Annotated in this window: 22 protein-coding genes; 10 read left to right on the forward strand and 12 right to left on the reverse strand. The window is 35.7% G+C overall.

Annotation, left to right across the window (positions count from 1 at the left end):
• Positions 1 to 45: 45 nt before the first annotated feature.
• A complete protein-coding gene (locus A6M14_RS01230; protein ID WP_152872971.1) occupies positions 46 to 1320 on the reverse strand; it encodes an MFS transporter in 1275 nt (424 codons plus the stop codon).
• 222 nt (positions 1321 to 1542) lie between these two features.
• Positions 1543 to 1947, reverse strand: a complete 405-nt coding sequence (locus tag A6M14_RS01235; RefSeq protein ID WP_152872973.1) for a hypothetical protein — start codon at positions 1945 to 1947, stop codon at positions 1543 to 1545.
• Between the two features lie 549 nt (positions 1948 to 2496).
• Between A6M14_RS01235 and putP the strand changes: the two genes are divergently transcribed.
• Complete coding sequence (gene putP, locus A6M14_RS01240) at positions 2497 to 4014, forward strand: sodium/proline symporter PutP (protein ID WP_152873009.1); 1518 nt, start codon at positions 2497 to 2499, stop codon at positions 4012 to 4014.
• Positions 4015 to 4083: 69 nt separating this feature from the next.
• On the opposite strand, the gene A6M14_RS01245 is transcribed toward putP, so the two are convergent.
• Positions 4084 to 4581, reverse strand: coding sequence for an Lrp/AsnC ligand binding domain-containing protein (locus A6M14_RS01245; protein WP_152872975.1), 498 nt, complete (start codon positions 4579 to 4581; stop codon positions 4084 to 4086).
• Between the two features lie 116 nt (positions 4582 to 4697).
• Here A6M14_RS01245 and putA point away from each other — a divergent pair, with 116 nt between their 5' ends.
• Positions 4698 to 8450, forward strand: a complete 3753-nt coding sequence (gene putA, locus A6M14_RS01250; RefSeq protein WP_152872977.1) for a trifunctional transcriptional regulator/proline dehydrogenase/L-glutamate gamma-semialdehyde dehydrogenase — start codon at positions 4698 to 4700, stop codon at positions 8448 to 8450.
• A 51-nt stretch (positions 8451 to 8501) separates the two neighbouring features.
• Here putA and A6M14_RS01255 read toward each other — a convergent pair whose 3' ends face one another.
• Both A6M14_RS01255 and A6M14_RS01260 read right to left on the reverse strand, forming a co-directional pair.
• Positions 8502 to 8693, reverse strand: coding sequence for a hypothetical protein (locus A6M14_RS01255; protein WP_152872979.1), 192 nt, complete (start codon positions 8691 to 8693; stop codon positions 8502 to 8504).
• A 239-nt stretch (positions 8694 to 8932) separates the two neighbouring features.
• Positions 8933 to 9379, reverse strand: a complete 447-nt coding sequence (locus tag A6M14_RS01260; protein ID WP_152872981.1) for a hypothetical protein — start codon at positions 9377 to 9379, stop codon at positions 8933 to 8935.
• Between the two features lie 20 nt (positions 9380 to 9399).
• On the opposite strand from A6M14_RS01260, the gene A6M14_RS01265 reads away from it, so the two are divergent.
• Entirely contained in the window at positions 9400 to 10425 is a 1026-nt protein-coding gene (locus A6M14_RS01265) for an IS30-like element ISAba125 family transposase (protein WP_005103844.1), read from the forward strand.
• Positions 10426 to 10676: 251 nt separating this feature from the next.
• On the opposite strand, the gene A6M14_RS01270 is transcribed toward A6M14_RS01265, so the two are convergent.
• Positions 10677 to 11474, reverse strand: a complete 798-nt coding sequence (locus tag A6M14_RS01270) for a hypothetical protein (RefSeq protein WP_152872983.1) — start codon at positions 11472 to 11474, stop codon at positions 10677 to 10679.
• A gap of 4 nt (positions 11475 to 11478) precedes the next feature.
• The gene (locus A6M14_RS01275; protein WP_152872985.1) at positions 11479 to 11802 is read right to left on the reverse strand and encodes a hypothetical protein; all 324 of its coding nucleotides are present in this window, start codon (positions 11800 to 11802) and stop codon (positions 11479 to 11481) included.
• A gap of 64 nt (positions 11803 to 11866) precedes the next feature.
• On the opposite strand from A6M14_RS01275, the gene A6M14_RS01280 reads away from it, so the two are divergent.
• From A6M14_RS01280 to A6M14_RS01295, 4 genes are all read left to right on the forward strand, one after another.
• Positions 11867 to 12505 (forward strand): hypothetical protein, encoded by a 639-nt coding sequence (locus tag A6M14_RS01280; RefSeq protein ID WP_152872987.1) that lies wholly within the window; start codon positions 11867 to 11869, stop codon positions 12503 to 12505.
• A gap of 170 nt (positions 12506 to 12675) precedes the next feature.
• Positions 12676 to 13758: a tRNA (uridine(54)-C5)-methyltransferase TrmA gene (trmA, locus tag A6M14_RS01285; RefSeq protein WP_152872989.1), complete on the forward strand. Its 1083-nt coding sequence runs from the start codon at positions 12676 to 12678 to the stop codon at positions 13756 to 13758.
• Between the two features lie 240 nt (positions 13759 to 13998).
• Positions 13999 to 14223 (forward strand): hypothetical protein, encoded by a 225-nt coding sequence (locus A6M14_RS01290; protein ID WP_152872991.1) that lies wholly within the window; start codon positions 13999 to 14001, stop codon positions 14221 to 14223.
• Between the two features lie 177 nt (positions 14224 to 14400).
• Positions 14401 to 14646, forward strand: coding sequence for a hypothetical protein (locus A6M14_RS01295; protein WP_152872993.1), 246 nt, complete (start codon positions 14401 to 14403; stop codon positions 14644 to 14646).
• 3 nt (positions 14647 to 14649) lie between these two features.
• Here A6M14_RS01295 and A6M14_RS01300 read toward each other — a convergent pair whose 3' ends face one another.
• Entirely contained in the window at positions 14650 to 15426 is a 777-nt protein-coding gene (locus tag A6M14_RS01300; RefSeq protein ID WP_171500222.1) for a phosphodiester glycosidase family protein, read from the reverse strand.
• A gap of 105 nt (positions 15427 to 15531) precedes the next feature.
• Between A6M14_RS01300 and A6M14_RS01305 the strand changes: the two genes are divergently transcribed.
• Positions 15532 to 16077: a lecithin retinol acyltransferase family protein gene (locus A6M14_RS01305; RefSeq protein WP_152872997.1), complete on the forward strand. Its 546-nt coding sequence runs from the start codon at positions 15532 to 15534 to the stop codon at positions 16075 to 16077.
• Between the two features lie 59 nt (positions 16078 to 16136).
• Here A6M14_RS01305 and A6M14_RS01310 read toward each other — a convergent pair whose 3' ends face one another.
• Positions 16137 to 17864 (reverse strand): glutamine--tRNA ligase/YqeY domain fusion protein, encoded by a 1728-nt coding sequence (locus tag A6M14_RS01310; RefSeq protein ID WP_152872999.1) that lies wholly within the window; start codon positions 17862 to 17864, stop codon positions 16137 to 16139.
• A gap of 166 nt (positions 17865 to 18030) precedes the next feature.
• On the opposite strand from A6M14_RS01310, the gene A6M14_RS01315 reads away from it, so the two are divergent.
• Together A6M14_RS01315 and A6M14_RS01320 are read left to right on the forward strand one after the other, a co-directional pair.
• Complete coding sequence (locus tag A6M14_RS01315; protein WP_152873001.1) at positions 18031 to 18540, forward strand: peptidylprolyl isomerase; 510 nt, start codon at positions 18031 to 18033, stop codon at positions 18538 to 18540.
• Positions 18541 to 18630: 90 nt separating this feature from the next.
• Positions 18631 to 19350 (forward strand): UDP-2,3-diacylglucosamine diphosphatase, encoded by a 720-nt coding sequence (locus tag A6M14_RS01320; protein ID WP_188110831.1) that lies wholly within the window; start codon positions 18631 to 18633, stop codon positions 19348 to 19350.
• Between the two features lie 25 nt (positions 19351 to 19375).
• Here A6M14_RS01320 and A6M14_RS01325 read toward each other — a convergent pair whose 3' ends face one another.
• The 3 genes from A6M14_RS01325 to A6M14_RS14055 all read right to left on the reverse strand — a co-directional run.
• Positions 19376 to 20089 carry an MgtC/SapB family protein gene (locus A6M14_RS01325; RefSeq protein WP_152873003.1) on the reverse strand — a complete coding sequence of 238 codons (714 nt, stop codon included), beginning with the start codon at positions 20087 to 20089 and terminating at the stop codon, positions 19376 to 19378.
• A gap of 5 nt (positions 20090 to 20094) precedes the next feature.
• Positions 20095 to 22845: a magnesium-translocating P-type ATPase gene (mgtA, locus tag A6M14_RS01330; protein WP_152873005.1), complete on the reverse strand. Its 2751-nt coding sequence runs from the start codon at positions 22843 to 22845 to the stop codon at positions 20095 to 20097.
• Positions 22846 to 22929: 84 nt separating this feature from the next.
• A partial coding sequence (locus A6M14_RS14055; protein WP_171500223.1) for a hypothetical protein occupies positions 22930 to 23528 on the reverse strand: 599 nt, incomplete at its 5' end.

The raw sequence follows: 23528 nt of genomic DNA on the forward strand, positions 1-23528 counted from the left end.
ATCAAAAACAAAAGCCTCCACTATGGAGGCTTTTTTTTAAGCAAATTAGGCAGATTGTGTCTGAATAGGATTCTTTAGCAGAAGGAAATAAGCTAAAGCAGAACTAATAGCAACAATAGATGAAATAAGAAATGCGATAGAGAATGATCCTGTATATTCAATACAATACCCTGTAACAATAGGTGCTATCGATCCAGCAATATAACCACCAAAGTTTTGTATAGAACCAAAAGAGGCAACACGATTGGTTTCAACAATTGTATTTACAATCATCCATGCTGTCGCACTTGCCATATTGATACTAAATAAAGCAATACATAATAAAACCACACACGTTGTTAAACTCGGTGATAACGCCAAAGGTAAACTTGCTATTGCTGCAAGTAATAATCCTGTAATCACAAGACTCTTACGACTATTAATATTACTTACACCTTTTGAAACCAACCAATCACATAATCGTCCAGCCGTTAATGTACCTACTGCACCAAAGAAATAAGCTAGAGATACAAGCCATGCGGTTTTATAAAGATTCAAACCATGCTCACGTTCAAAATAACCTGGCAACCAAGTCAATTGAAGCCACAGCATATAAATGACCCCCATGAATCCTAAAATTGCTCCCCAAGTACTTTTATGCTTGAATAAATCTACCCAATTAGCAAATACACTCGGTTTTGCTAATTCATCATTCACTTTTACAAATTCTGTAATCGCCTTTGTTCCAGCTTCTGGATATTGCGCTAAATATTCAGCTTTACTCTTATAAAATGCAAACCAACATATACCCACTAGAATGCCAACCACACCTGTAATAATAAACATTCCTCTCCAACCAAAATTAATCATTAAAATGGTTAATACAGGTGGAGCTAAACATGGTCCTATACAGGTAGAAGACCAAACGATACCCGTAGGTGTTCCTCGTTTTTCCGCATCAAACCACTCTGACAAAGCCTTTGCCGCAGATGGAAACATCGGAGCTTCACCTAAACCTAAGGCAATACGAAGTCCCATAAATCCTGCAAAGCTGTTCACTAGCCCCGTAGCTGTTTGTGCAACAGACCAAATAACCAATGAAGCACCTAAAGCGATTTTACTGCCTAGTCTATCGATAATTAAGCCTAAAGGAAGTTGTGCAAAGGCGTATGCAAGAGAAAAGGCTGACAATAAAATCCCCATTTCTGATGGACTTATCTGCATATCGGCTTGAATTGATGTATTTGCTATAGATAAAGCACTACGGTCTAAATAATTAATAATTCCTATTAATAAGAGGAATGTGACTGTAATCGTTTGATACTTTTTTAACGGATTCATAATTAAATAACTTCCTTGTATATATTTTAATTTTTTATACCGCCTAACCCATAAAAATAAGTATTTTTTATGAACAAAATGAATCAGGTGAAGTCACTATAATTTAGGAGTTTCCATGCAAGCCAATGAAATTATTTCATAAACCAATAACTAAACATCAATTATGCTTTACAGAACTAGATCATGTATTTTTTTCTTTAAACTTTTGACATAAAAAAGCCTCTATATAGAGGCTTTTTTTATAATCATCTTTTTCTGAATTATTGAGGAAATTAGAAGTAAAATAAGTAAAATAATAGTCCCAACAAAAGATCTATCCAAACCATTAGGCATAAGAACAAATCTAAAAATTACACCATAAATAAAAACTGCTAAAGCAAATAGCAACATGGATTTGTAAAAAATTTTAAAATCAAATTTTATCTCTTCGGCATCTTTAGTTAAAATCTTAGTTATCAAGCCTACAAAGCAACCCGCTATTACACTCACAACAAAAAAGACACTAAAACCATAAGCTAACGGCTTATATTCAATCCATCTCCAAATTGAGTAAAATAAAAAAAACGGTACTCCCCATCCTAAACCGCCATAGAGAAAAAATTCTTTAAATATTTTATTTATATTCATTATATAAATCTCACTACAACACCTAGAACCAATAGAATAAGCCCGATTTTTCCTAAAAGATGGGCAAAAACACCAATTGCTGTAAGCTCTGTCTGCTCACGTTCATATGAAAATAAAGATTCAATGTTACTTTTCTTTTTAACTGTTCTGATGTCATCAGAAGACCATAGCCAGTTTTGTTAAATAGCCATGAACCTCTCGATCATCTGAAGATAAACTTAAATAAATAGAGAATAAGAAAAAACCAGATACAGCAAAGCAAACAAATTTAAAGTATCGCTCGAGTTTCACCCCCAATAATAATTATCATTCTTAGTATTATATTTTAACGCGATTTATAAAACAGCCTATCTTCTTATGAATAACACAACAGCACAGCAAGTTTTGTAACCAAAATTACATTTCGTTGCATAAACAACATACAAGAGCCACTCAATTGTTACAGAGCGTAATTTCAACTTTATGCTTGAATCAGCAACTTGCGAAAAATGCATAAAAATTCATCTTGGATAGATGATTCTTTTAGGACTGACAAAGGATGGCAAAATGATGAGCCAACTGAATCCCACATTAGTAACATTTATGTTCTATATCGTGGCTATGATTGGTATTGGGCTATATGCCTATAAAGCCACAACAAATTTTGATGACTATATTTTAGGTGGACGAAGCTTAGGTAGCGTAGTAACAGCTCTATCTGCAGGTGCATCCGACATGAGCGGATGGCTATTGATGGGCTTACCAGGTGCAATTTATCTTTCAGGTTTATCTGAAGCATGGATTGCAGTTGGCTTAGTCGTTGGTGCTTGGCTCAACTGGTTACTTGTTGCAGGACGCCTACGTACGCACACTGAAATTCAAAATAATGCCTTAACCCTCCCTGACTATTTCACTAGTCGTTTTGGCGATACGAAAAAAATATTACGTTTAATCTCTGCCGTTGTAATTCTAGTATTCTTCGCAATTTACTGTGCTTCAGGCATGGTTGCTGGCGCTCGATTATTTGAAAGCCTATTTGGTTGGGACTACACAACTGCATTATGGATTGGTGCAATTGCAACAATCAGTTATGTATGTATTGGTGGCTTCCTTGCAATTAGCTGGACAGATACCTTCCAAGCCGGTTTGATGATTTTTGCATTATTACTTGCTCCAATTGTGACTTACCTTGCGATTGGTGATCATGCACAAAGCGTTACTGTTCTTATTGAAAGTGCACGTCCACATGCAAACAACATCGTTTCAAACTTAAGCGTAGTTGCGATTTTATCGTCAATGGCTTGGGGCTTGGGCTACTTTGGTCAACCACATATTCTTGTACGTTTCATGGCGGCAGACTCTGTAAAAGTAATCCCTGCTGCTCGCCGTATTGGTATGACGTGGATGATTCTTTGCCTAGGTGGTGCTGTAGCTGTAGGTTATATCGGTATTGCATATTTCCACGCGAATCCACAATTTGGTGCAGTGGTAGATGCAAATCCTGAAATCGTATTCATGGAAGTGACTAAAGTTCTATTTAACCCATGGATTGCAGGTGTCATTTTAGCGGCAATTTTAGCTGCTGTAATGAGTACGCTAAGCTGTCAATTACTTGTATGTTCTACAACATTAACTGAAGATTTGTACAAAGGCTTTTTCCGTAAAAATGCATCTCAAAGTGAATTAGTTTGGGTTGGTCGTTTAATGGTAATCCTAATTGCAATTGTTGCAATTTGCCTAGGTATGAACCCAGATAGTAAAGTTTTAGGCTTAGTTGCTTATGCTTGGGCTGGTTTTGGTGCTGCATTCGGTCCACTCATTATTCTTTCATTGTTCTGGAAACGTATGACGTTAAATGGTGCAATTGTTGGTATGATTGTGGGTGCTGTGACTGTAATTGCATGGAAAACTTATTTTGCAGATACAGGCTTATACGAAATCGTTCCTGGATTTATTCTTTCTACGCTTTCAATTATTGTAGTAAGTTTATTAGGTAAAGCACCTGCAAAAGATGTTACAGATCGTTTTGAGCTTGCAGAAAAAACTTATGCGCAAGCAATGCACGAAATGAAAACAGACAAAAAATAAGATTTCATTCTTATTGATTAAATAAAATAAGGGGCTATATGCCCCTTATTTTATTGCTTTAAAAAATAGCTAAACCACAGGTTTTGGCTGTACTTTAAGTTTAATTTGGCTCGATTCTTTAATCACTTCCATCACAGGATAACTGCGGGTTTCTTTTACACCTGGCAATTGCCATAGCACCTGACCTGAAATTTTCCGAAACTCCTCCATATTTGAGCATCGAATTTTTACAAGAAAGTCAAAACCACCACTAATCATGTGGCATTCTACAATTTCAGGATAATGAACCACAGCATCTGAAAAACCATCCAGTGCATTAGGCGTCGTCTTATCGAGAAGAATTTCCACAAACACCACAAAGCTACAATTCAATTTATCTGGATTGAGCTTAGCTCCATACCCTATAATATAACCTTCCTTTTTGAGCTTCTGCACACGAGCCAAAGCCGCGGTAGGCGACAAGTTAACAGCTTCAGCAAGCTTAATATTTGAAATTTTCCCATCGTTTTGTAGAATATCTAACATCCTGATATCTATGCGATCTAGGGTTGAAACATGGTTTGTCATCAGAATTATTCTCTAAAAAATAGAAAAATTATAGTGAGTTGTTCGTCAAAATTTCTGTAATCATAAATTATATCTGGTTTCTTACCTATTATTTTTTGTAGTCACAGGATGCTGACATGAATATCACTGAAAACGAATTTCAAATTGATAGCTCAAAACCCCATTTAGAATATATCTCTCAGTTTCGTGAAAAGAATGAGTACGAAGAAAAAATCAATGCTGCTTGGCGTATTGACGAAAGCGATTGTGTAGAAAACTTACTTGCACATAGCGAACTTTCAGACGAACTAAATGGCAATATTCAAGATCTTGCTTTCCAACTTGCGCATGCATTACGTGAACGTAAAGGTTCTAATGGCAAGGCTGGTATCGTTCAGGGTCTACTTCAAGAATTCTCTCTTTCTTCTCAAGAAGGCATTGCATTAATGTGCCTTGCGGAAGCATTGTTACGTATTCCAGATACAGCAACTCGTGACCTACTTATTCGTGACAAAATCAATCAAGGCAGCTGGAAAGAACATTTAGGTAATAGTAACCTCATGTTTGTAAACGCTGCTGCTTGGGGCTTAATGCTTACAGGCAAGTTGATGGAAACACCAAAACAAACAAGTTTAAGCAGTGTTTTAACAGGCTTACTTGCACGTTCAAGCCGTGGCATTATCCGTAAAGCAGTCGATGTTGCTATGCGTATGATGGGCGAACAATTCGTTACAGGCGAAACCATTGGCGAAGCATTACAAAATGCCGAAGTACTTGAAGCAAAAGGTTTCCGTTATTCATACGATATGCTTGGTGAAGCTGCATTAACAGATCACGATGCAGAACGTTACTACCAAGACTATACCAATGCAATTCATGCCATTGGTAAAGCTGCTGCCGATAAAGACGTTTATGATGGCGCAGGTATCTCAATTAAGCTTTCTGCTTTACACCCTCGCTATGTACGTGCGCAAATTGACCGCGTTCATGATGAGCTATATAGCAAAGTTTATAACCTTGCATTGTTGGCAAAACAATACAACATTGGCTTAAACATTGATGCTGAAGAAACAGATCGTTTAGAAATTTCTTTAGAACTTTTGGAACGTCTTTGCTTCGAACCAAAACTTAAAGATTGGAAAGGTATTGGCTTTGTCATTCAAGCCTACCAAAAACGTTGTTTTTACGTTGTAGATTATATTATCGATCTAGCGAAACGTAGCGAAAAACGCTTAATGATTCGTTTGGTTAAAGGTGCTTACTGGGATAGCGAAATTAAAAAAGCGCAAATCGAAGGTATGTCGGACTACCCTGTTTTCACACGTAAAGTGCATACAGACTTGTCTTATATCGCGTGTGCTAAAAAACTACTTGCTGCACCAGAGCATATTTACCCTCAGTTTGCGACACACAACGCGCAATCTTTGGCAACCATTTACCAAATGGCTGATCCTGCTAAATACTACTCTGGTCAATATGAGTTCCAATGCCTACACGGTATGGGTGAACCACTATACGAACAAGTTGTAGGTCCTAAAAACGAAAATAAATTAGGCGTTCCTTGCCGTATTTACGCACCTGTAGGTAACCACGAAACACTATTGGCATACCTTGTACGTCGTTTACTCGAAAATGGTGCAAACACATCTTTCGTAAACCGTATTGCAGATAAAAATCTTAAAGTTGAAGATTTAATTGAAAATCCTCGCCAAACGATTACAGAAGCACAGCGTAAAGAAGGCAAAGTTGGTCAAAAACATCTTAGCATCCCTTTCCCTATCGATTTATACGGCTTTAACCGTAAAAACTCTTCAGGTTTAGACCTTGCGAACGATAAAGATTTGCTAGAACTGAATGCGACTGCAACTAAACTACAATCTCATCAATGGAATGCCGCACCTTTAGGCAAAGAAATTGTTGCAGATGAATCTGTTGTTGCTCTTAACATCATTAACCCTGCAAATCATAATGATGTTGTAGGTACAGTTTATGAAGCAACTTCTGCTCAAGTTGATGTGGCTTTAAATACTGCTGCAAATGCACAAAGCGATTGGATTAACACAGATAAAGATGTTCGTGCAGGTTGTTTATTACGTGCTGCTGACATCATGGAATCACGCTTACAAGAGCTCATGATCCTTCTTAGCCGTGAAAGTGGTAAAACATCTGCCAATGCGATTGCTGAAGTACGTGAAGCTGTAGATTTCCTACGTTATTACGCTTCACAAATCATCGATTTAGACAAAAATACAAACATTGAACCATTAGGTACAGTGTTATGTATTAGTCCTTGGAACTTCCCGCTTGCGATTTTCTCGGGTCAAATTGCCGCTGCACTTGTTGCGGGTAATACCGTTATTGCAAAACCTGCTGAACAAACACCGTTAATTGCAGCTGAAGCGATTCGTATTTTATGGTTAGCGGGCGTACCACAATCTGTTGTACAGCTTGTTCCTGGTCGTGGTGAAACTGTTGGTTCACAACTTAGCCAAGATGACCGCATTAAAGGCATCATGTTCACAGGTTCTACAGAAGTTGCAAAAATCTTGCAAAAAACTGTTGCTAACCGTTTAAGTAAAAATGGCACGCCTATTCCGTTAATTGCGGAAACTGGTGGTCAAAATGCCATGATCGTTGACTCATCTGCTTTAACTGAACAGGTTATTTTAGATGTTGTGAACTCGGCTTATGACAGTGCTGGTCAGCGTTGTTCAGCTTTACGTGTATTGTGTGTTCAAGAAGATAATGCTCAAAGCGTAATTACAATGCTTAAAGGTGCAATGCAACAACTACGTGTGGGCAATCCTGGTTTACTTAAAACAGATATTGGCCCTGTAATTGATGCTGAAGCTCAAGGTATTATTAGCAAGCACATTGAAAAAATGAGCGCTAAAGGTCATAAAGTTCATCAACTTATGCGTAATGCAAATCATGATGATCTTACAAATGGTACTTTCGTTCCACCAACACTAATTGAGCTTCCAAACCTTGATGACTTAGAACGTGAAGTATTTGGTCCTGTTCTACACTTAATTACCTATAAATACGGTCAATTAGAACAACTTTTAGATCATATTAATTCTAAAGGCTATGGCCTAACTATGGGCTTGCACACTCGTATTGATGAAACAATTCAATCTGTAGTTACTAAGGCTCAAGTAGGTAACTTATACATTAACCGTAACATTGTTGGTGCTGTAGTTGGCGTTCAACCGTTTGGTGGTGAAGGCTTGTCTGGTACTGGCCCTAAAGCTGGTGGCCCGATTTATCTATATCGCTTAATGGAAAACTGTGATCGTAAAAAGTTAGCTACACCATATGCAACAGGCGAAATTACACCATTAACAGACAATAGTTCTGTATTGGAACAATTCAAAACTTGGGCGCAAAAAACGTTCCCACAATATGAATTGCAAATGCCTCAAGCATTCTGTGTAGGCAATAGCTATGAATTACACGGCCCTACTGGTGAAAGCAACCAATATGTTGTTGTGCCACGTGAACGTGTATTGTCTTTAGCAACGAATGAACGAGACCAAATTCAACAGTTACTTTCTATTTTTGCTGTAGGTAGCCAAGCGGTTGTTCTTGCGGAAAATACATTTATTTTGAAGTATATGTCTAGTATGCCAAAAGCTGTAATTGATAATATTAAGGTTGTAACTGACGTTGTAACTGGCGATTTTGAAGCAGTATTACATCATAATGATGCTTCTGAATTACTTGAATTACAGAAGAAAATTGCAAGCCGTAAAGGTGCGATTGTTGGTATTACTCACTTAAATTCAGGTGACTACAACATTCCACTAGAACGTTTTGTGATTGAACGTGCAATTAGTATTAACACTGCTGCTGCGGGTGGTAATGCAAGCTTAATGACTATGAATTAATTCATTTCATATAAAAGCGAAAAGCCTATAACTTTATTGTTATAGGCTTTTTTATTGAATATCATTTTTAGGGTCTACAAATAAATCACTATTATTTACCAATTCTGCTAATTTTTGAGTATCTACACCAGTAGCCAAATGAGGTACTTTACTTGGGTCAATTTCTCCACCTGATGAGGTTGATACAAAAAGTATCCAATCATCATAAGCAACACCAATATCCAAAGCACTACCAATAAACAAAAGGTCTCCGCTAATACTGACAGAAATTTGTTTTGCCTTGTGCTTCGATGGCTTATATTGTGTTATTGTGAGACTTTCATTTACTAAAAATATAATATAATTTGATTTAACCACTTCACTTTTATTAAATTATAAGCATATAAATAATATGGAATCTCTCTATCCTTTATGAATTCTCTATAACTTAGTTATATGTAAAAATATTTTGGCATAGTAAAACTTAATTCCACTATAAATATTTATTTTTGGTCTAAATAGCTGAACATTTTCATATCATGAGGACTTCCCCTGTGGTCTTCTAAATCTTTGAAAGCTGTATCATTAATCCTTCTTAAAATGTCCTCTTGCTCTAAACCTAATGCTAAATCCTCTTCTAGAACACCAACAGAAGATAGATAATTAATTGTATTCATTCTATTTATATTTATATTTATATTTATATTTATATTTATATTTATATTTATATTTATATTTATATTTATATTTATATTTATATTTATTATAGTTTCATCCCCCCCCATAACTAAATGATTTGTATATTTCATTTTTGCATACTTATTTCCATATTTGGCATAAATAATATAATCACTATATTTATTTAAATCGCTTTTTTTATAGTCCTCAATCTTCCCTTTTTTATATAAGATAATATGGCAGAGTAAAACTTGAAGTGCGACATAAACCACCTAATTAATTTAAAGGGTTTATGGAGTATATAAAATTGTCATACCATCATCTTAACTTTGAAGATCGTACTGCATTAATGCTTGAGTCAAGAAAAGAAGGCTTTTCACCCAGAAAATTTGCTGAACTCATTAAAAGACATCCTAGTACGATCTATCGTGAGCTTAAAAGAAATAGCATCAATGACGTTTATCAAGCTCAATATGCTTCTGATAACACCTTCGCTAGACGTAGACGTGGTCACAGAAAACTCAAAATCGATTCAATCCTCTGGAAATTTATTGTTGAAGCGATCCGTTGTTTATGGTCTCCTCAGCAAATAGCAAAGCGTTTAAAGACATTTCCTGATTTGGATCAAACAATGAATGTAAGCCATACAACGATTTACTCAACTATACGAGCATTACCAAAGGGTGAGTTGAAAAAAGACTTATTATCCTGTCTGCGTCATGAAAATAAAAAGCGAAAAGCTAACGGTGAACCTAAAAAAGATTCTATATTACAGGATATTAAAACTATTCATGAGCGCCCAGCCGAAGTTCAAGAAAGAAAAATACCGGGTCATTGGGAAGCCGATTTAATTAAAGGTAAAGACAATAAAAGTTCGATAGCAACACTTATTGAACGAAATACACGGCTCTGTATCTTGGCAACATTACCTGATGCAAAGGCAGAATCCGTGCGCAAGGCTTTAACTGAAGCTCTGAAATATTTACCTGCAGAACTGCGTAAAACGTTGACCTATGACCGTGGACGTGAGATGTCAGAACATAAAATCCTCGAAGAAGATTTAGGCATAGATGTATATTTCTGTGACCCACATTCGCCATGGCAGAAAGGCACATGCGAAAATATGAATGGTTTAATTAGGCAATATTTACCTAAAGGGATTGATTTAAACCAGGCAGATCAGCATTATTTAAATCAAGTTGCCATGTCACTGAATACTCGTCCTAGAAAAGCGTTAGATTGGCTTACACCATTAGAGAAGTTTGCTCAGCTTGTTGATTATCATAAGGCTTTTGAAACTGTCGCACCTCATGTTTGAATTCGCCTATATTTATCTGTTAAACCGACACGTTCTTTTATTTCATAACCATTAAGAATATAACCATATGTATTTATTATAATATTTAAATCATCTCTTTTTATTTTCTCATGAACCTGAATATTAACTCTCATTTTATATTCATAAGGAAATGTTTTTATCAGAACTATAACTACACCTATCATAATAAATATTAAAAAAAAAATTTTCAACTTAAGATTCCTATTTAACAAAAATGTAATCTAAATATTTTAATTTTTCCTGTGGTCATTAAACTGGCTTTGAAATATTTTTCCTTTTTGCACACCATTTACATATTTTTTCATAGGTAATGGAGTAGGGGAATTTAATGGAACCCCTCTTGTTGCAGCAAAACCATCCACATCTGTTCCTGCTACCATATATGTAGCATTAACAGACCAACCTGTTCCTACATTCCTCAAAGCACTACTATCCCTTTTATCTGGATAAAATGAAGGTTTTGCAGGTCCTGTTTGCCCCCATATTTCAACATCTCTAAAGTTAGGAGATTTAGATATATCCTCAGCAAAAGATCTAGTAGCTTGAGGATCATCAGATGCAGTATTACAACCAAACATTACGAAACGAGCATCAGTTGCCCAGTGAGCTTCTAATTTAGACCATCCACCATCTATTTTCATTTGTTTTTCACTTTCAGGAGCCATCGTACATATGGCTGACCCTGTTGGTCCATCAAACCAAGCATGTGAAAAAATACTGATTTCTTTAACAACAACTTTACCTACTCCACCTCTTTTTTCTATAGAGCTAAGAACTGTCTTAACAACTTCAGCTATATCTTGAATAGGAACATTAAAAACTAAGTGTTCATCTTTATTAAACCAAGAAGCATTTTCTATATTATATCTTCTCGTTTTTGCTGCAAAATACATAAAATTATCCCCTCTTCTATTTTTAGTGGTATAGAACAAAAGAAATAACTTTTTCTTTCTTGAAATTTTTATATGTTGAACATTATTTTCATTCTTAGAAGTTGTTCCAACTGAATATTTTTTTTCTTGTGTCATATTATCAGTCTAACTCCAACTGAATTTTAATATCTTTTTTATCCCCTGAATTAAACTCTTCAGTATATCCCTCCTCATCTGTTACCCCTTTAACCTCAGCACCACTCGGATAAACAGCGGTATAAGGTATGTTTTTATAGGGTAAGCCATCGTCATCAGTACATAAAAATTTTAAATTATGACCAAAAGCTTCAGGAAGTATTGGAAGCTGAAAACTTTGACTAGCACCATTTTCAAAAACATGCTCAGAAGCAAAAAATTTGGCATAGCCTGCCGTTTTCACTGTAATCCCTTCAGGGGAAATAATAATTTCAGTACTACCAGCCATAAAAGAGACCTATTTAATATTTTTATATATAATTGTGATTTATTTAATTAATAACTTATAAAATATGACATTTATTACAGCAATTCAACTAAAAGATAGTGCTATCGTTGTCGCAGATAATAAATTCATATCAATAGACAAAGATAATCCAAGCGAATACAAAGAATACCTAGACAGCAAACTTTATAGTTGGAAAAAAGGCATACTCACAGGCGTAGGCGAACATTATTTACTAGATAGAGCGATACAACTTTTTGTACATAGTGCAGATTCAGATACAAACAAACTCCCAACATGCCTCCACATCTCAAGACAAATAAGAGAACTAGAAATAGAACATCATCATCAACTCAACATTAGCCAACTTCTCTACAGTCAAGAAAGTCAACTCTATAAGGTCAGCCCCACTACGCCAACAGGTAAATATGAAACGACCGCATTAAAAGATAAAGAAATCATTCTATGGCTATTTAACCCAGATGTTAGCCAAATCATGGATGAGCTACAGACCCTATACGCTACACTAAAGCCCCAAAACAGCTTTCCGACAGAAAAAGAATGGACAAACCACTACATAGACCAATTCAAAACTATCTATAAAAAACACAGTAAAATTGACCCATGTGTAAGTGCAAGTTTTAATATTTATTTCCAAACACCTAATCATGCTCAAGATTATTACATATCAAATATCTCTAGCTAAAATACAACGTGTACTTAAATACAATACATAGATAAAGTTATTGCACAACCTAACTTCCAAACAACCTAGCACACACAGTTTTTTCGAGATTTTTACCAATTCCTTTAGTGTTCAACTGCAAACTTTGTTAACATCCCTGTTTTGAACATGTCTGTGATTTTTACTGCATTATGACTTCATCTTATCAGCAACAACTTGAAGCAAAAGTTGAACGTATTTCAGCGCAATTTGCCGAATTTAATCCTCCCTCATTAGAAGTATTTGCATCACCTGAACAAAACTTCCGTATGCGTGCAGAATTCCGTATTTGGCATACAGATGATGATATGTTTTATGCAATGTTTGAGCGCGATGAAGACAATCAAAAACAAGTTGTCCGTATTGATGAATTTCCAATTACAGACTTAAGCATTAACCTATTAATGCCAAAACTGCTCGAAGCTTTAAAAGCAGAACCTATTCTTGCAAAACGCTTATTTGAAGTCGATTTTCTTGCGACATTAAGCGGTGAAATGCTTGTCACGCTTATTTACCATTGCAAACTTGAAGAAGAATGGGAAATTGCAGCAAAAGCATTATCAGAACAGCTTAATATCAAAATTTTTGGTCGTAGCCGTGGTCAAAAAGTTATTTTGACTGAAGATTATGTGGTAGAAGAACTACAAGTTTTTGACCGCAAATTTGCATACAAACAAATTGAAAGTAGCTTTACTCAGCCAAATGCTCAAGTGTGTCAAAAAATGCTTGAATGGGCATGTAATTGTGCAGAAAAAACAGATAAAGACTTATTAGAACTCTATTGTGGGAATGGTAACTTTACCCTTCCGCTTTCTTTAAAGTTTAACCGTGTATTGGCGACAGAACTTGCAAAGTCTTCTGTATATGCAGCACAGTGGAATATTGAAAAGAATGCAATAGACAACATTCAAGTGGCACGTTTATCTGCTGAAGAATTTACTCAAGCCTACAATGGCGAACGTGAATTTAGACGCTTAGAAGAAGCTGAAATAAATATTTCAAGCTATGACTTCAATACTGTGTTTGTAGATCCACCACGTGCAGGTATTGATGATGACACTTTAAAGCTATTACAGCGCTTTGAACGCATTATTTACATTTCATGTAACCCCGATACTTTAAATGACAATCTTGGATTATTAAGTCAAACACATCGTATTACTAAATTTGCAATGTTCGATCAGTTCCCATATACACATCATGTAGAATCTGGCGTATTACTTGAAAAAATTTAAACAATTTGTTTCATGAAATAGTAATGTCATCAAAGAGGTGTAAATCCACACCTCTTTTTTATTTCATATAAATGAATAACTTATAATTATAGATACGTAAAAACATAAAAACTGTCTACTCTTTAAGCCAATGTTACAAAAATAACCCGTTCAAGTGGTGAAATAATCTATCAACAGGACTTGCATTATTTTTTAATTTGGCTATATTTCGATCTATGTTAGGTTGCGTATGAAGGCTCTATGAGTTTTTGGCAAAAGTTGTTCTCGAATGAACAACACAACGAACATAAGAACCAAATTTCTTGTGTTGAAAATGATTGCTCTTGTAAGACAAATGAACAATTAATTGAAGCTTTATCTAAAGCAACAGATGAAGATGTAATTGTCGGCATTAAAAAGGTTTTAGCCTCTCGAGGTTATAGCCGTAAAGAGTTAAATGAACTTCAGCATTTACCACTACAATAGTAGTGAAGAATGACCAAGAAGGTATTTAGTCTAAGACTAAATACCTTTTTTTTATGGTCTATCTAAAGATATCTGCAGAATTCATATCCTCATGTTTTAGATAATTTACATATCTTCGTTTTTTATGATTTAATTAAAGTGCTTAAAATAAACACATAAAAAAGACTAAGGATAAATATGAAAAAGCTCATTTTACTAGGTATGGGGATTACACTTGCATCTTTAACGGCTTGCAGCAAAATGCCAAGCGAGTGCCAAGAGTCTTGGAACAAAATGGAGAAATTTGGTAAAAAGTTAGGTGTTCCCAAAGAGGAATTAGCACAAAGAAAAACGGATTTTGAAGAAAAAATTAGCCAGATGGATCCAAAAACAGCGACTCAACTTTGCGCTTCTCAAAACTCTATTCTAGAACTCAGCAAATAAGCCCTATTTCCCCATTAAACATTGAGTCCCGTCGATATCTGCAATCATTGGGCCTATATAGCGGTATTGCGTATATCGTCCTAATTGAGGAATTAGGGCGGCAGATATTGAACCATCTAAATAAAGTGCTTTATTGACGTTTAATTCTGTTTTGAAAAAATTTGCAAAATTATAAAAATTAATCTTCTTATTGCTAATCACAAAGTAGATACCCTGCTCATTAACTCCCACACCGTTACGAATTTTCAAAGAATTTGAGTTTTTTACAAAGTGAGTATTAATCTGTCCATTCATTATCAACATTGGACCCGACTGAGTGGCATATTGATATTTTTCTAATGATTGAGAGAATTCTTGCGTAGTAAAGATATCAAATTTATTTTCATTCCATGCAAATATGCCATTGGGTTGAATCAAAAAATTACCAAATCCTTTAATTTGTGTATTGATTGAATATTTTTCTTCCGCTTTTTCTATATACAACCCTACAGGTTCATAATTTGAATGAAACATTCCTGCGTTCATCAAAAAATTAACTCCCTCACAATTGCTTAGGCTATTTTCTACATTTTGAAATGTTTTATACATTGACCCATTTTCAGGGTTTTTTAAAAATAATTTTAAATTTTTGCTATTTGATAGAAAAATCACATCTATATCAATATCGTTACTCTTAAACGTCCATGTCTGAAACTCGGCTTGTAATGTACTCGACAAAGTCGCTAAAATTACGCCATATACAATTTTCTGAATTTTCTTTTTTATTGTGAGTTGTGGCATTTGTATCATGATGTTTGTATTCGCATGGCGCTATCGTAATCTGAAATCAAACGCTGTAAAATATCAACTTAAAATACATTTGTAACTTTATTGGTAAATACGTCAATGCAACAGCAGAAAAAGCGATTTCCATTAGGGTCTCATCTCATTGTTACCCACTTTGGCTATACCCACCACGGGATTTACGCTGGTCGTGGGCGTGTCATTCATTATTCAGGTTTTGCCCATTTTTTTAAAAAACACCCTATTGAAATCACCTCAATGGACAAGTTCAGTTTCGGGAAACCTATAAAAGTCCAAAAATACGACAACCCTAGATACACAGGTCGTAAAGTGGTACGCCGTATGCGTAGCCGCATGCATGAAAATAACTATCATCTTATTATTAATAACTGCGAACACTTATGTACGTGGGCAATTACAGGTGTAGAAAGCAGTCCACAAGTCATTAAGATGATGAATCGCTTAACAACTATTGGCTACGTTAGTTCAGTTATGAGTTATATGAACAGCATGATGCTTACAGTGACCACAACATGCTTAGCCTTAGTTTTATATATTAAGAAAAAGTTACGTGAAAAAGCCAAAGCGCAAAAAGCACAGCTTGCAGCTTATTTTCAGTTAAAAGAACAAGACCACAAAAATCGGTAATTTTAAGTTTTTTCTCAATAAAAAAACCGCCATTTAGGCGGTTTTTTTATTTCACGAAATTACTTCGCAGGTTTAAAACTATCTTTTAAATCTAAAATACGGTTAAACACAGGTTTTCCGCTTGTATGATCATGTTGATCTGCTACAAAGTAACCTTCACGTTCAAACTGAAAACGATCTTCAGGGTTTGCTTGTGCCAATGCAGGCTCAATTACCGCTTGAACCACTTTAAGTGATTCAGGCGTTAAGTTTGCAAGGAAGTCACCACCCACTTCAGGATCAGACTCTGTAAATAAACGATCGTAGATACGAACTTCTGCAGGAATACCTTTAGTAGCAGAAACCCAATGTACAACACCTTTTACTTTACGACCTTCAGGATTTTTACCTAAAGTCTCAGGATCAATTGAACATTTAAGTTCTACCACTTCACCATTTTCATCTTTAATCACTTCATCGCACTTAATCACATAAGCATGACGTAAACGTACTTCACCATCTGTCGTTAAACGCTTAAAACCTTTTGGTGGAACTTCTTCAAAGTCTTTACGATCGATATAAATTTCAGATGTTAACGGAATAACACGTTCGCCCATATCTACGTTTGGATGACGTGAATGAACCAAATCCATCGCTTCAGGCAAATTCGTTAAAGTCACTTTAAGTGGATTTAACACCGCCATACCACGCGCTGCGGTATTTTCTAAAGATTGACGAATGCAGTATTCAAGCATTGCAACATCTACAATACTGCCATCAACTTTGGTTACACCCACACGCTTACAAAAATCACGTAAACCTTCTGGCGTAAAACCACGACGACGCATACCAACAACTGTAGGCATACGAGGGTCATCCCAACCAGTTACAAAGCCACCTTCTACAAGCTTACGAAGCTTACGTTTAGAAGTAATGGTGTAATCGACATTTAAACGGCTAGATTCATACTGATGTGGAACAGCAGGAGATTTAACTTTCTCTACAACCCAGTCATAAAATGGACGATGATCGACAAACTCTAATGTACAAAGTGAATGCGTTACGCCTTCAATGGCATCTGATAATGGATGCGCATAGTCGTACATTGGGTACATCTTCCATTTATCACCTGTTTGATGATGTTCAGAATGAAGTACGCGGTACAAAATAGGATCACGCATATGGATGTTTGGAGATGCCATATCAATTTTGGCACGTAGAACAGCTTGTCCTTCACCTAACTCACCATTACGCATTTGTTCAAAACGCGCTAAGTTTTCTTCGATAGTTGCATCGCGTTGCGGAGAGTTTTTACCAAGATCTACAAAGTTACCTCGGTTTAAGCGAATTTCTTCAGCAGTTTGCAAATCTACATAAGCATCACCTTGCTGAATCAATTGAACAGCCCATGTATAAAGCTGATCGAAATAGCTAGATGCATAACGTGGTTCGCCATTCCATTCGAAACCTAACCATTTCACGTCATTGGCAATACCATCAACATATTCTTGTTCTTCGGCATCTGGGTTTGTATCGTCAAAACGAAGGTTACATAAACCTTCGAACTCTTTTGCGATACCAAAGTTTAAGCAAATTGCCTTCACGTGACCAATATGCAAGTAACCATTTGGTTCTGGCGGGAAACGTGTTACAACTTGTTGTGCGCGGCCAGCTTCTAAATCGTCTGTAATGACTTGACGTACAAAGTCCAAGCCTGGCTGTTGTTCTTGCTGCACAGCATCGACAGAGGCATTGTTACTTGGTGTCGGATTGTTCGGCAGAGATGAAACAACATCATTTGGCTTCATAGTAGTAAAATCACTTTTAAAATAAAAAATTGGATAATTAAAACGCTTTTCTGTATTTTTAACAAAGAAAATAACGTTTTTACTTGCCTTGTAGTTTACAGTTTGCTTATGCTTCTCACAACCAAAAAACCCATGGCTTTCATGTCCATGTAAAGGAGATTACACAATGAGTTTTCCTCAAGTTGAATTAAACACCAATAAAGGCCGTATTGTTCTTGAACTGAATGCTGAAAAAGCACCTATCACAGTTGCTAATTTCTTAGAATACGTTCGTGACGGTTTCTATGATGGCGTGATTTTCCACCGTGTAATTGATGGTTTCATGATCCAAGGCGGTGGCATGGATGAAAACTTCAAAGAAAAAGCAACACGTGATGCAATCGAAAACGAAGCTGACAACGGCTTAACAAACGATTTGGGTACAATCGCTATGGCGCGTACTCAAGCACCTCACTCTGCTTCTGCTCAATTCTTCATTAACGTTGGCAACAACGGTTTCCTTAACCACTCTGGCAAAACTGCTCAAGGTTGGGGTTATGCAGTATTTGGTAAAGTAACTGAAGGTTTAGATGTTGTGAATGCAATTAAAGGCGTTCGTACTGGCAACCGTGGTTACCATGCAGATGTTCCTTTAGAGAACGTTGTAATCGAATCTGCTAAAATCATTTCTGAATAAGAATCCCTCCCGACCTCCCTTTTTAAAGGGAGGAGAAAGTCCCTCTTTTATAAAGAGGGATTTAGGGAGATTCTAAAAAGGAATCGATTCGTGACCTATCTGTTTATCTCAGATTTACATTTGTCACCCGATCACCCTCTACTTGTTAGAGGGTTTTTGGATTTGTTAAAAGAATACGAAAATAAAAACACACAACTTTATATTCTTGGTGATTGGTTTAATGCTTGGATTGGCGATGATTACAGCGCCCCATGGCTAGATGAAATTGTTTTAGCACTGCAAAAATTTAATGCATCTGGAAATGAAATTTATTTCCAATTTGGTAATCGGGATTTTGCACTTGGTCAAAAATTTTTAAATAAATTTAATGGTCACTTATTAAAAGATGTCGATTATTTAGAACTTTCTCATGTGAAAATTCGCCTAGAACATGGCGACTTACTTTGCACAGATGATGTCTCTTATCAAAAGTTTCGTAAAGTTATTCGCAATCCGCTACTTTTAGGCTTTTTAAAAAGTATGCCTTTAAGTTTTAGACAAAAACTTGCCAACGGCTTTCGTAAAAAAAGTTCCGAAACTAAAGAATCAAAGTCTTATGACATTATGGATGTGAATCAACATGCTGTAGAAGATGCTTTGAAGCAAGTAGATTTACTGATTCACGGTCATACTCACCGCCCCCAAATTCATGATGTAAATGGGAAAAAAAGAATTGTTTTAGGTGATTGGCGCGAACATGAAGCACAAATATTAGAAGTTCAAACCCCTATCAATACCTCTAAAGTTACATTAACAACTTGGAGGTATTGATAAACGTGATTAAAATTATGCCTAATTAAGCTATACTATTCTTGTCTAAATAAGCATGTCTCACTTCTGGCATATCATTTAATAATTTGATAATTTGAGTAATATCCTCAGCATTTGTTGATGTTGCAATTAAAGTTGCTGCAATCTCCACATCCTCCTCACCAAAAAGATCAACCTCAATATCTTGTGGTGGATAATTGTACCGATTTAAAGCTTCATTTAATCTATCCATCACCTGCTTACTAAATCTCCTATCACAAATGATATAAATAACATTTAGAAGTTCAGATTCATCATCTAAAGGTCTACGGTCAATTGCATGGCCAATTGGACGCAATAAAATATTTGCAGCAAGAATAAATATAGTCGCTAATATAGCTTCTGCAATTAAGTCAGAACCTGCAGCAGCACCAATTGCAGCAGAACACCATAAAGTTGCAGCAGTATTTAAACCATGAATATTACCTTCTTCCCGCATAATGACACCAGCTCCTAAAAAACCGATGCCAGATACAACATAAGCTATTACTCGAACAGCACCATCGCTCCCATGTAACGAAACTGCAATATCTACGAAGATGGCAGCGCCTAACGCAACCAAAACATTGGTGCGCAGGCCTGCAGTTCGTTGCCGATACTGTCTTTCAAATCCGATTAAACCACCTAATATAAAGGCTGTTAATAGACTTAAAAAAGTATCTGCGATTTTATCAATATGAATATACTCTAGAAACTTCATATGTCTTATTGCCAACCATAACGCTTAACATAGAAACTCTTCATCATTTGAGTTAACAGCATATAAGCCAATAAAATGAGTGGTAAGTAAATAAAGTATTGAAGTGGTAATGCTTGTAATTTAACGTATTCCGCCCAAGGTCCCATTGGTAAGAATATACCAATACACATAATAATGACCGTCATTACAATAAGTGGCAAAGCAGCGCGACTTTGAATGAAAGGTATTTTTGATGTACGAATCATATGTACAATAAGTGTTTGGGTGAGCAAACCAACAACAAACCAACCCGATTGAAATAATGTTTGATTCTCAACTGTATTTGCTGAAAAAACATACCACATAAGAGCAAAAGTCAATATATCAAAGATCGAACTAATTGGACCAAAAAAGATCATAAAACGACCAATTTCTTTTGGTTGCCAACGTTGAGGTTCTTTTAAAAGCTCTTCATCAACATTATCAAATGGAATTGCAATTTGAGATACATCATATAGTAAGTTTTGTAGCAATAAGTGTATTGGTAACATAGGTAAGAAAGGTAAGAATGCGCTAGCAACCAGTACAGAAAAAACGTTACCAAAGTTTGAACTTGCCGTCATTTTTATGTATTTCAACATGTTAGCAAATGTTCGTCTTCCTTCTAAAACGCCTTGTTCTAATACCATTAAGCTTTTTTCAAGTAAAATAAGATCGGCTGACTCTTTCGCAATATCTACAGCTGTATCTACAGAAATACCAATATCTGCTGTTCTTAACGCGGCAGCATCATTAATACCATCACCTAAGAATCCAACAACATGTCCATTTTGCTTGAGCTGTATGACAATTCGTTCTTTATGCAATGGACTTAATTTGGCAAAAATATGATATTTTTGAACAGCTTCTTTAAGAGCCTGATCATCCATCTCATCTATATGATCACCAAGTATAACTTTGGCGCTTTTTAGACCAATATCCGCACAAACTTTTTGTGTAACATATTCATTATCTCCAGTTAAAACTTTAACTGTTACACCATGATCATCTAAAGCTTTTATTGCCTGACGTGAACTATCTTTTGGAGGGTCTAAAAATGCTAAAAACCCGCATAATATTAGATTACTTTCATCTGCAACAGAAAAGTCGGTTTTTTGAGACTCAACATCAAGATATGCCAAGGCAATAACACGCAATCCATCACGATTATAGCTTTGGCTATTCTTTTGGATTTTATGAATAAGCTCAGGAGTTAAATCAACAATTTTATGATTAATTTCTACTTGGCTACAAATTTGAAGCATTTCTTCAACTGCGCCTTTCGTAATAATTCTAACGTTCTTTTGTGGTGTATTAACAATAACCGACATCCGTCGACGTTCAAAGTCAAAAGGGATTTCATCTAATTTACTATAGCGAAGCTTCTCCATTTTTATTTCTGTATTAGCATGCTCTAGCACTGCAACATCAAGTAAATTTTTCAATCCTGTTTGATAGTAACTATTAATATATGCTAATAAAAGTACATGATCAGAATGATCTCCCATTACATCAATATGCTTAGATAAAATAATTTTATCTTGTGTTAATGTACCTGTTTTATCTGTACAAAGAACATCCATTGCACCAAAATTTTGAATTGCATCTAACCGCTTTACAATAACTTTTTTACGCGACAGAAAGACTGCACCTTTAGCCAAGGTTGAAGTCACAATCATGGGTAACATTTCAGGTGTCAAACCAACAGCTACAGACAAAGCAAATAACAGTGCTTCAGACCAATCACCTTTTGTATATCCATTAATGAATAATACAATGGGTGCCATAACCAACATAAAGCGAATTAACAGCCAACTAACTTGGTTAACCCCCAATTGAAATGAAGTTGTCACACGATCATTATTCGTTACTCTTTTAGCAATAGCACCAAAATATGTTTGATTTCCTGTTGTTAGTACAACTGCGGTTGCAGTACCAGAGACAATATTGGTTCCCATAAAAACAATATTATCCAAAGACATCGCATTACTTACATCTTGCTGTAAATGCGTTGCAAATTTTTCTACAGGCATTGATTCGCCAGTCATTGTTGCTTGAGAAACAAATAAGTCTTTTGCAAATATAATTCGACAATCTGCAGGAACCATATCACCTGCTGAAAGTTTGATAATATCACCAGGAACCAAATATTTTGTTGGAATTTCAATAGTCTTAGATTGTCCTAAATCATCAACATCAGTTGCTAATGGTGTTGATTTAGTATCCTTTCTTCTGCGTATTACGTGAGACTTATTACTCACCATTGACCGTAAAGTATCCGCAGCTTTATTAGATTTAGCTTCCTGCCAAAAACGTAGTAAAGTCGATAAAATCACCATAATAGAAATAATGATTGTACCTTCTGTGTCTTCAGTCAATGCTGCAATAATTGCTAAAATCGTTAACAAAATATTGAAAGGGTTTTTATAGCAGTACCAAAGGTGTTGCCACCATTGCAATGGCTTTTCATGATTCAGCTCATTAATGCCATATTTTTGAAGACGACTATCAACTTCATCTTCATATAATCCATCAGAGTGAGTTTTTAAATCTATAAAAAGTTCCTCTTTGTCTTTCAATGCATCATGTTTCAATTTTTGTGAAAGTTGTTCTCCAACCTGTTGCGCATAACTAGATTGTTGCAATTCACGTAGCGATGTAGCTTTTAAAAAATGTTGTGTTAGATGAAATTTTTTCAAAAAACGTAAAAATATTTGTTGCCAGAGGTTGCGAATCATGTCGATTCTCCTACTTTAGACAATAGAAATCTCTTAGCTTTACCAAAGGTAAAACCAACTTTTATGTAAGGATGTAAACTAAATTTAGAAGGAAGCAGAAGCCCAGCTTAGGCCAATACCAACCCATGAGGGAGGCTTAGACTGTAGCGTTTGCCCATATGAGGTATAGATAGATAGTTTTTCTGGTATGATTTGATAGTGATATACAAGCTGTGTAGATGTAACCGAGTCTGAATCAGACTTGTAGAATTCTAAACTCAACTTATTGAGTTCATTGAAGTTATATGTAGATGCCAGACTCCACATCTTATCTAAATGATGATCAGATTGAGTCCATCCCATGTTCACATCCAACTGTAAACTTTCAGCAAGATATAGTGATAATGGCACATTAAATTGCCACTGTTCCAAAGTCTCATTCTGTTTTGGTTGATATTGCACACTCGCTGCAACAGCAAAATAATCATGCATAATCAAAGGCTTTTTTATTTGAAATGCATAACTATTTAAACCATCTTCCGAAGATAATGGTACAGAAAACTCCAATTGGTTAAATAAATTACATGCAGGTGTTAATTCAATATTACTTGAATGATTTCGTGAATTGTGTGATAGCTCAATTTGACACTGATTAACATCTACAATTCCCGCATCATCGGTAATGATGTGTGCTGAGAAAACAG

Source organism: Acinetobacter portensis (genome assembly GCF_009372215.1).
In the GTDB taxonomy this organism is placed as follows: domain Bacteria; phylum Pseudomonadota; class Gammaproteobacteria; order Pseudomonadales; family Moraxellaceae; genus Acinetobacter; species Acinetobacter portensis.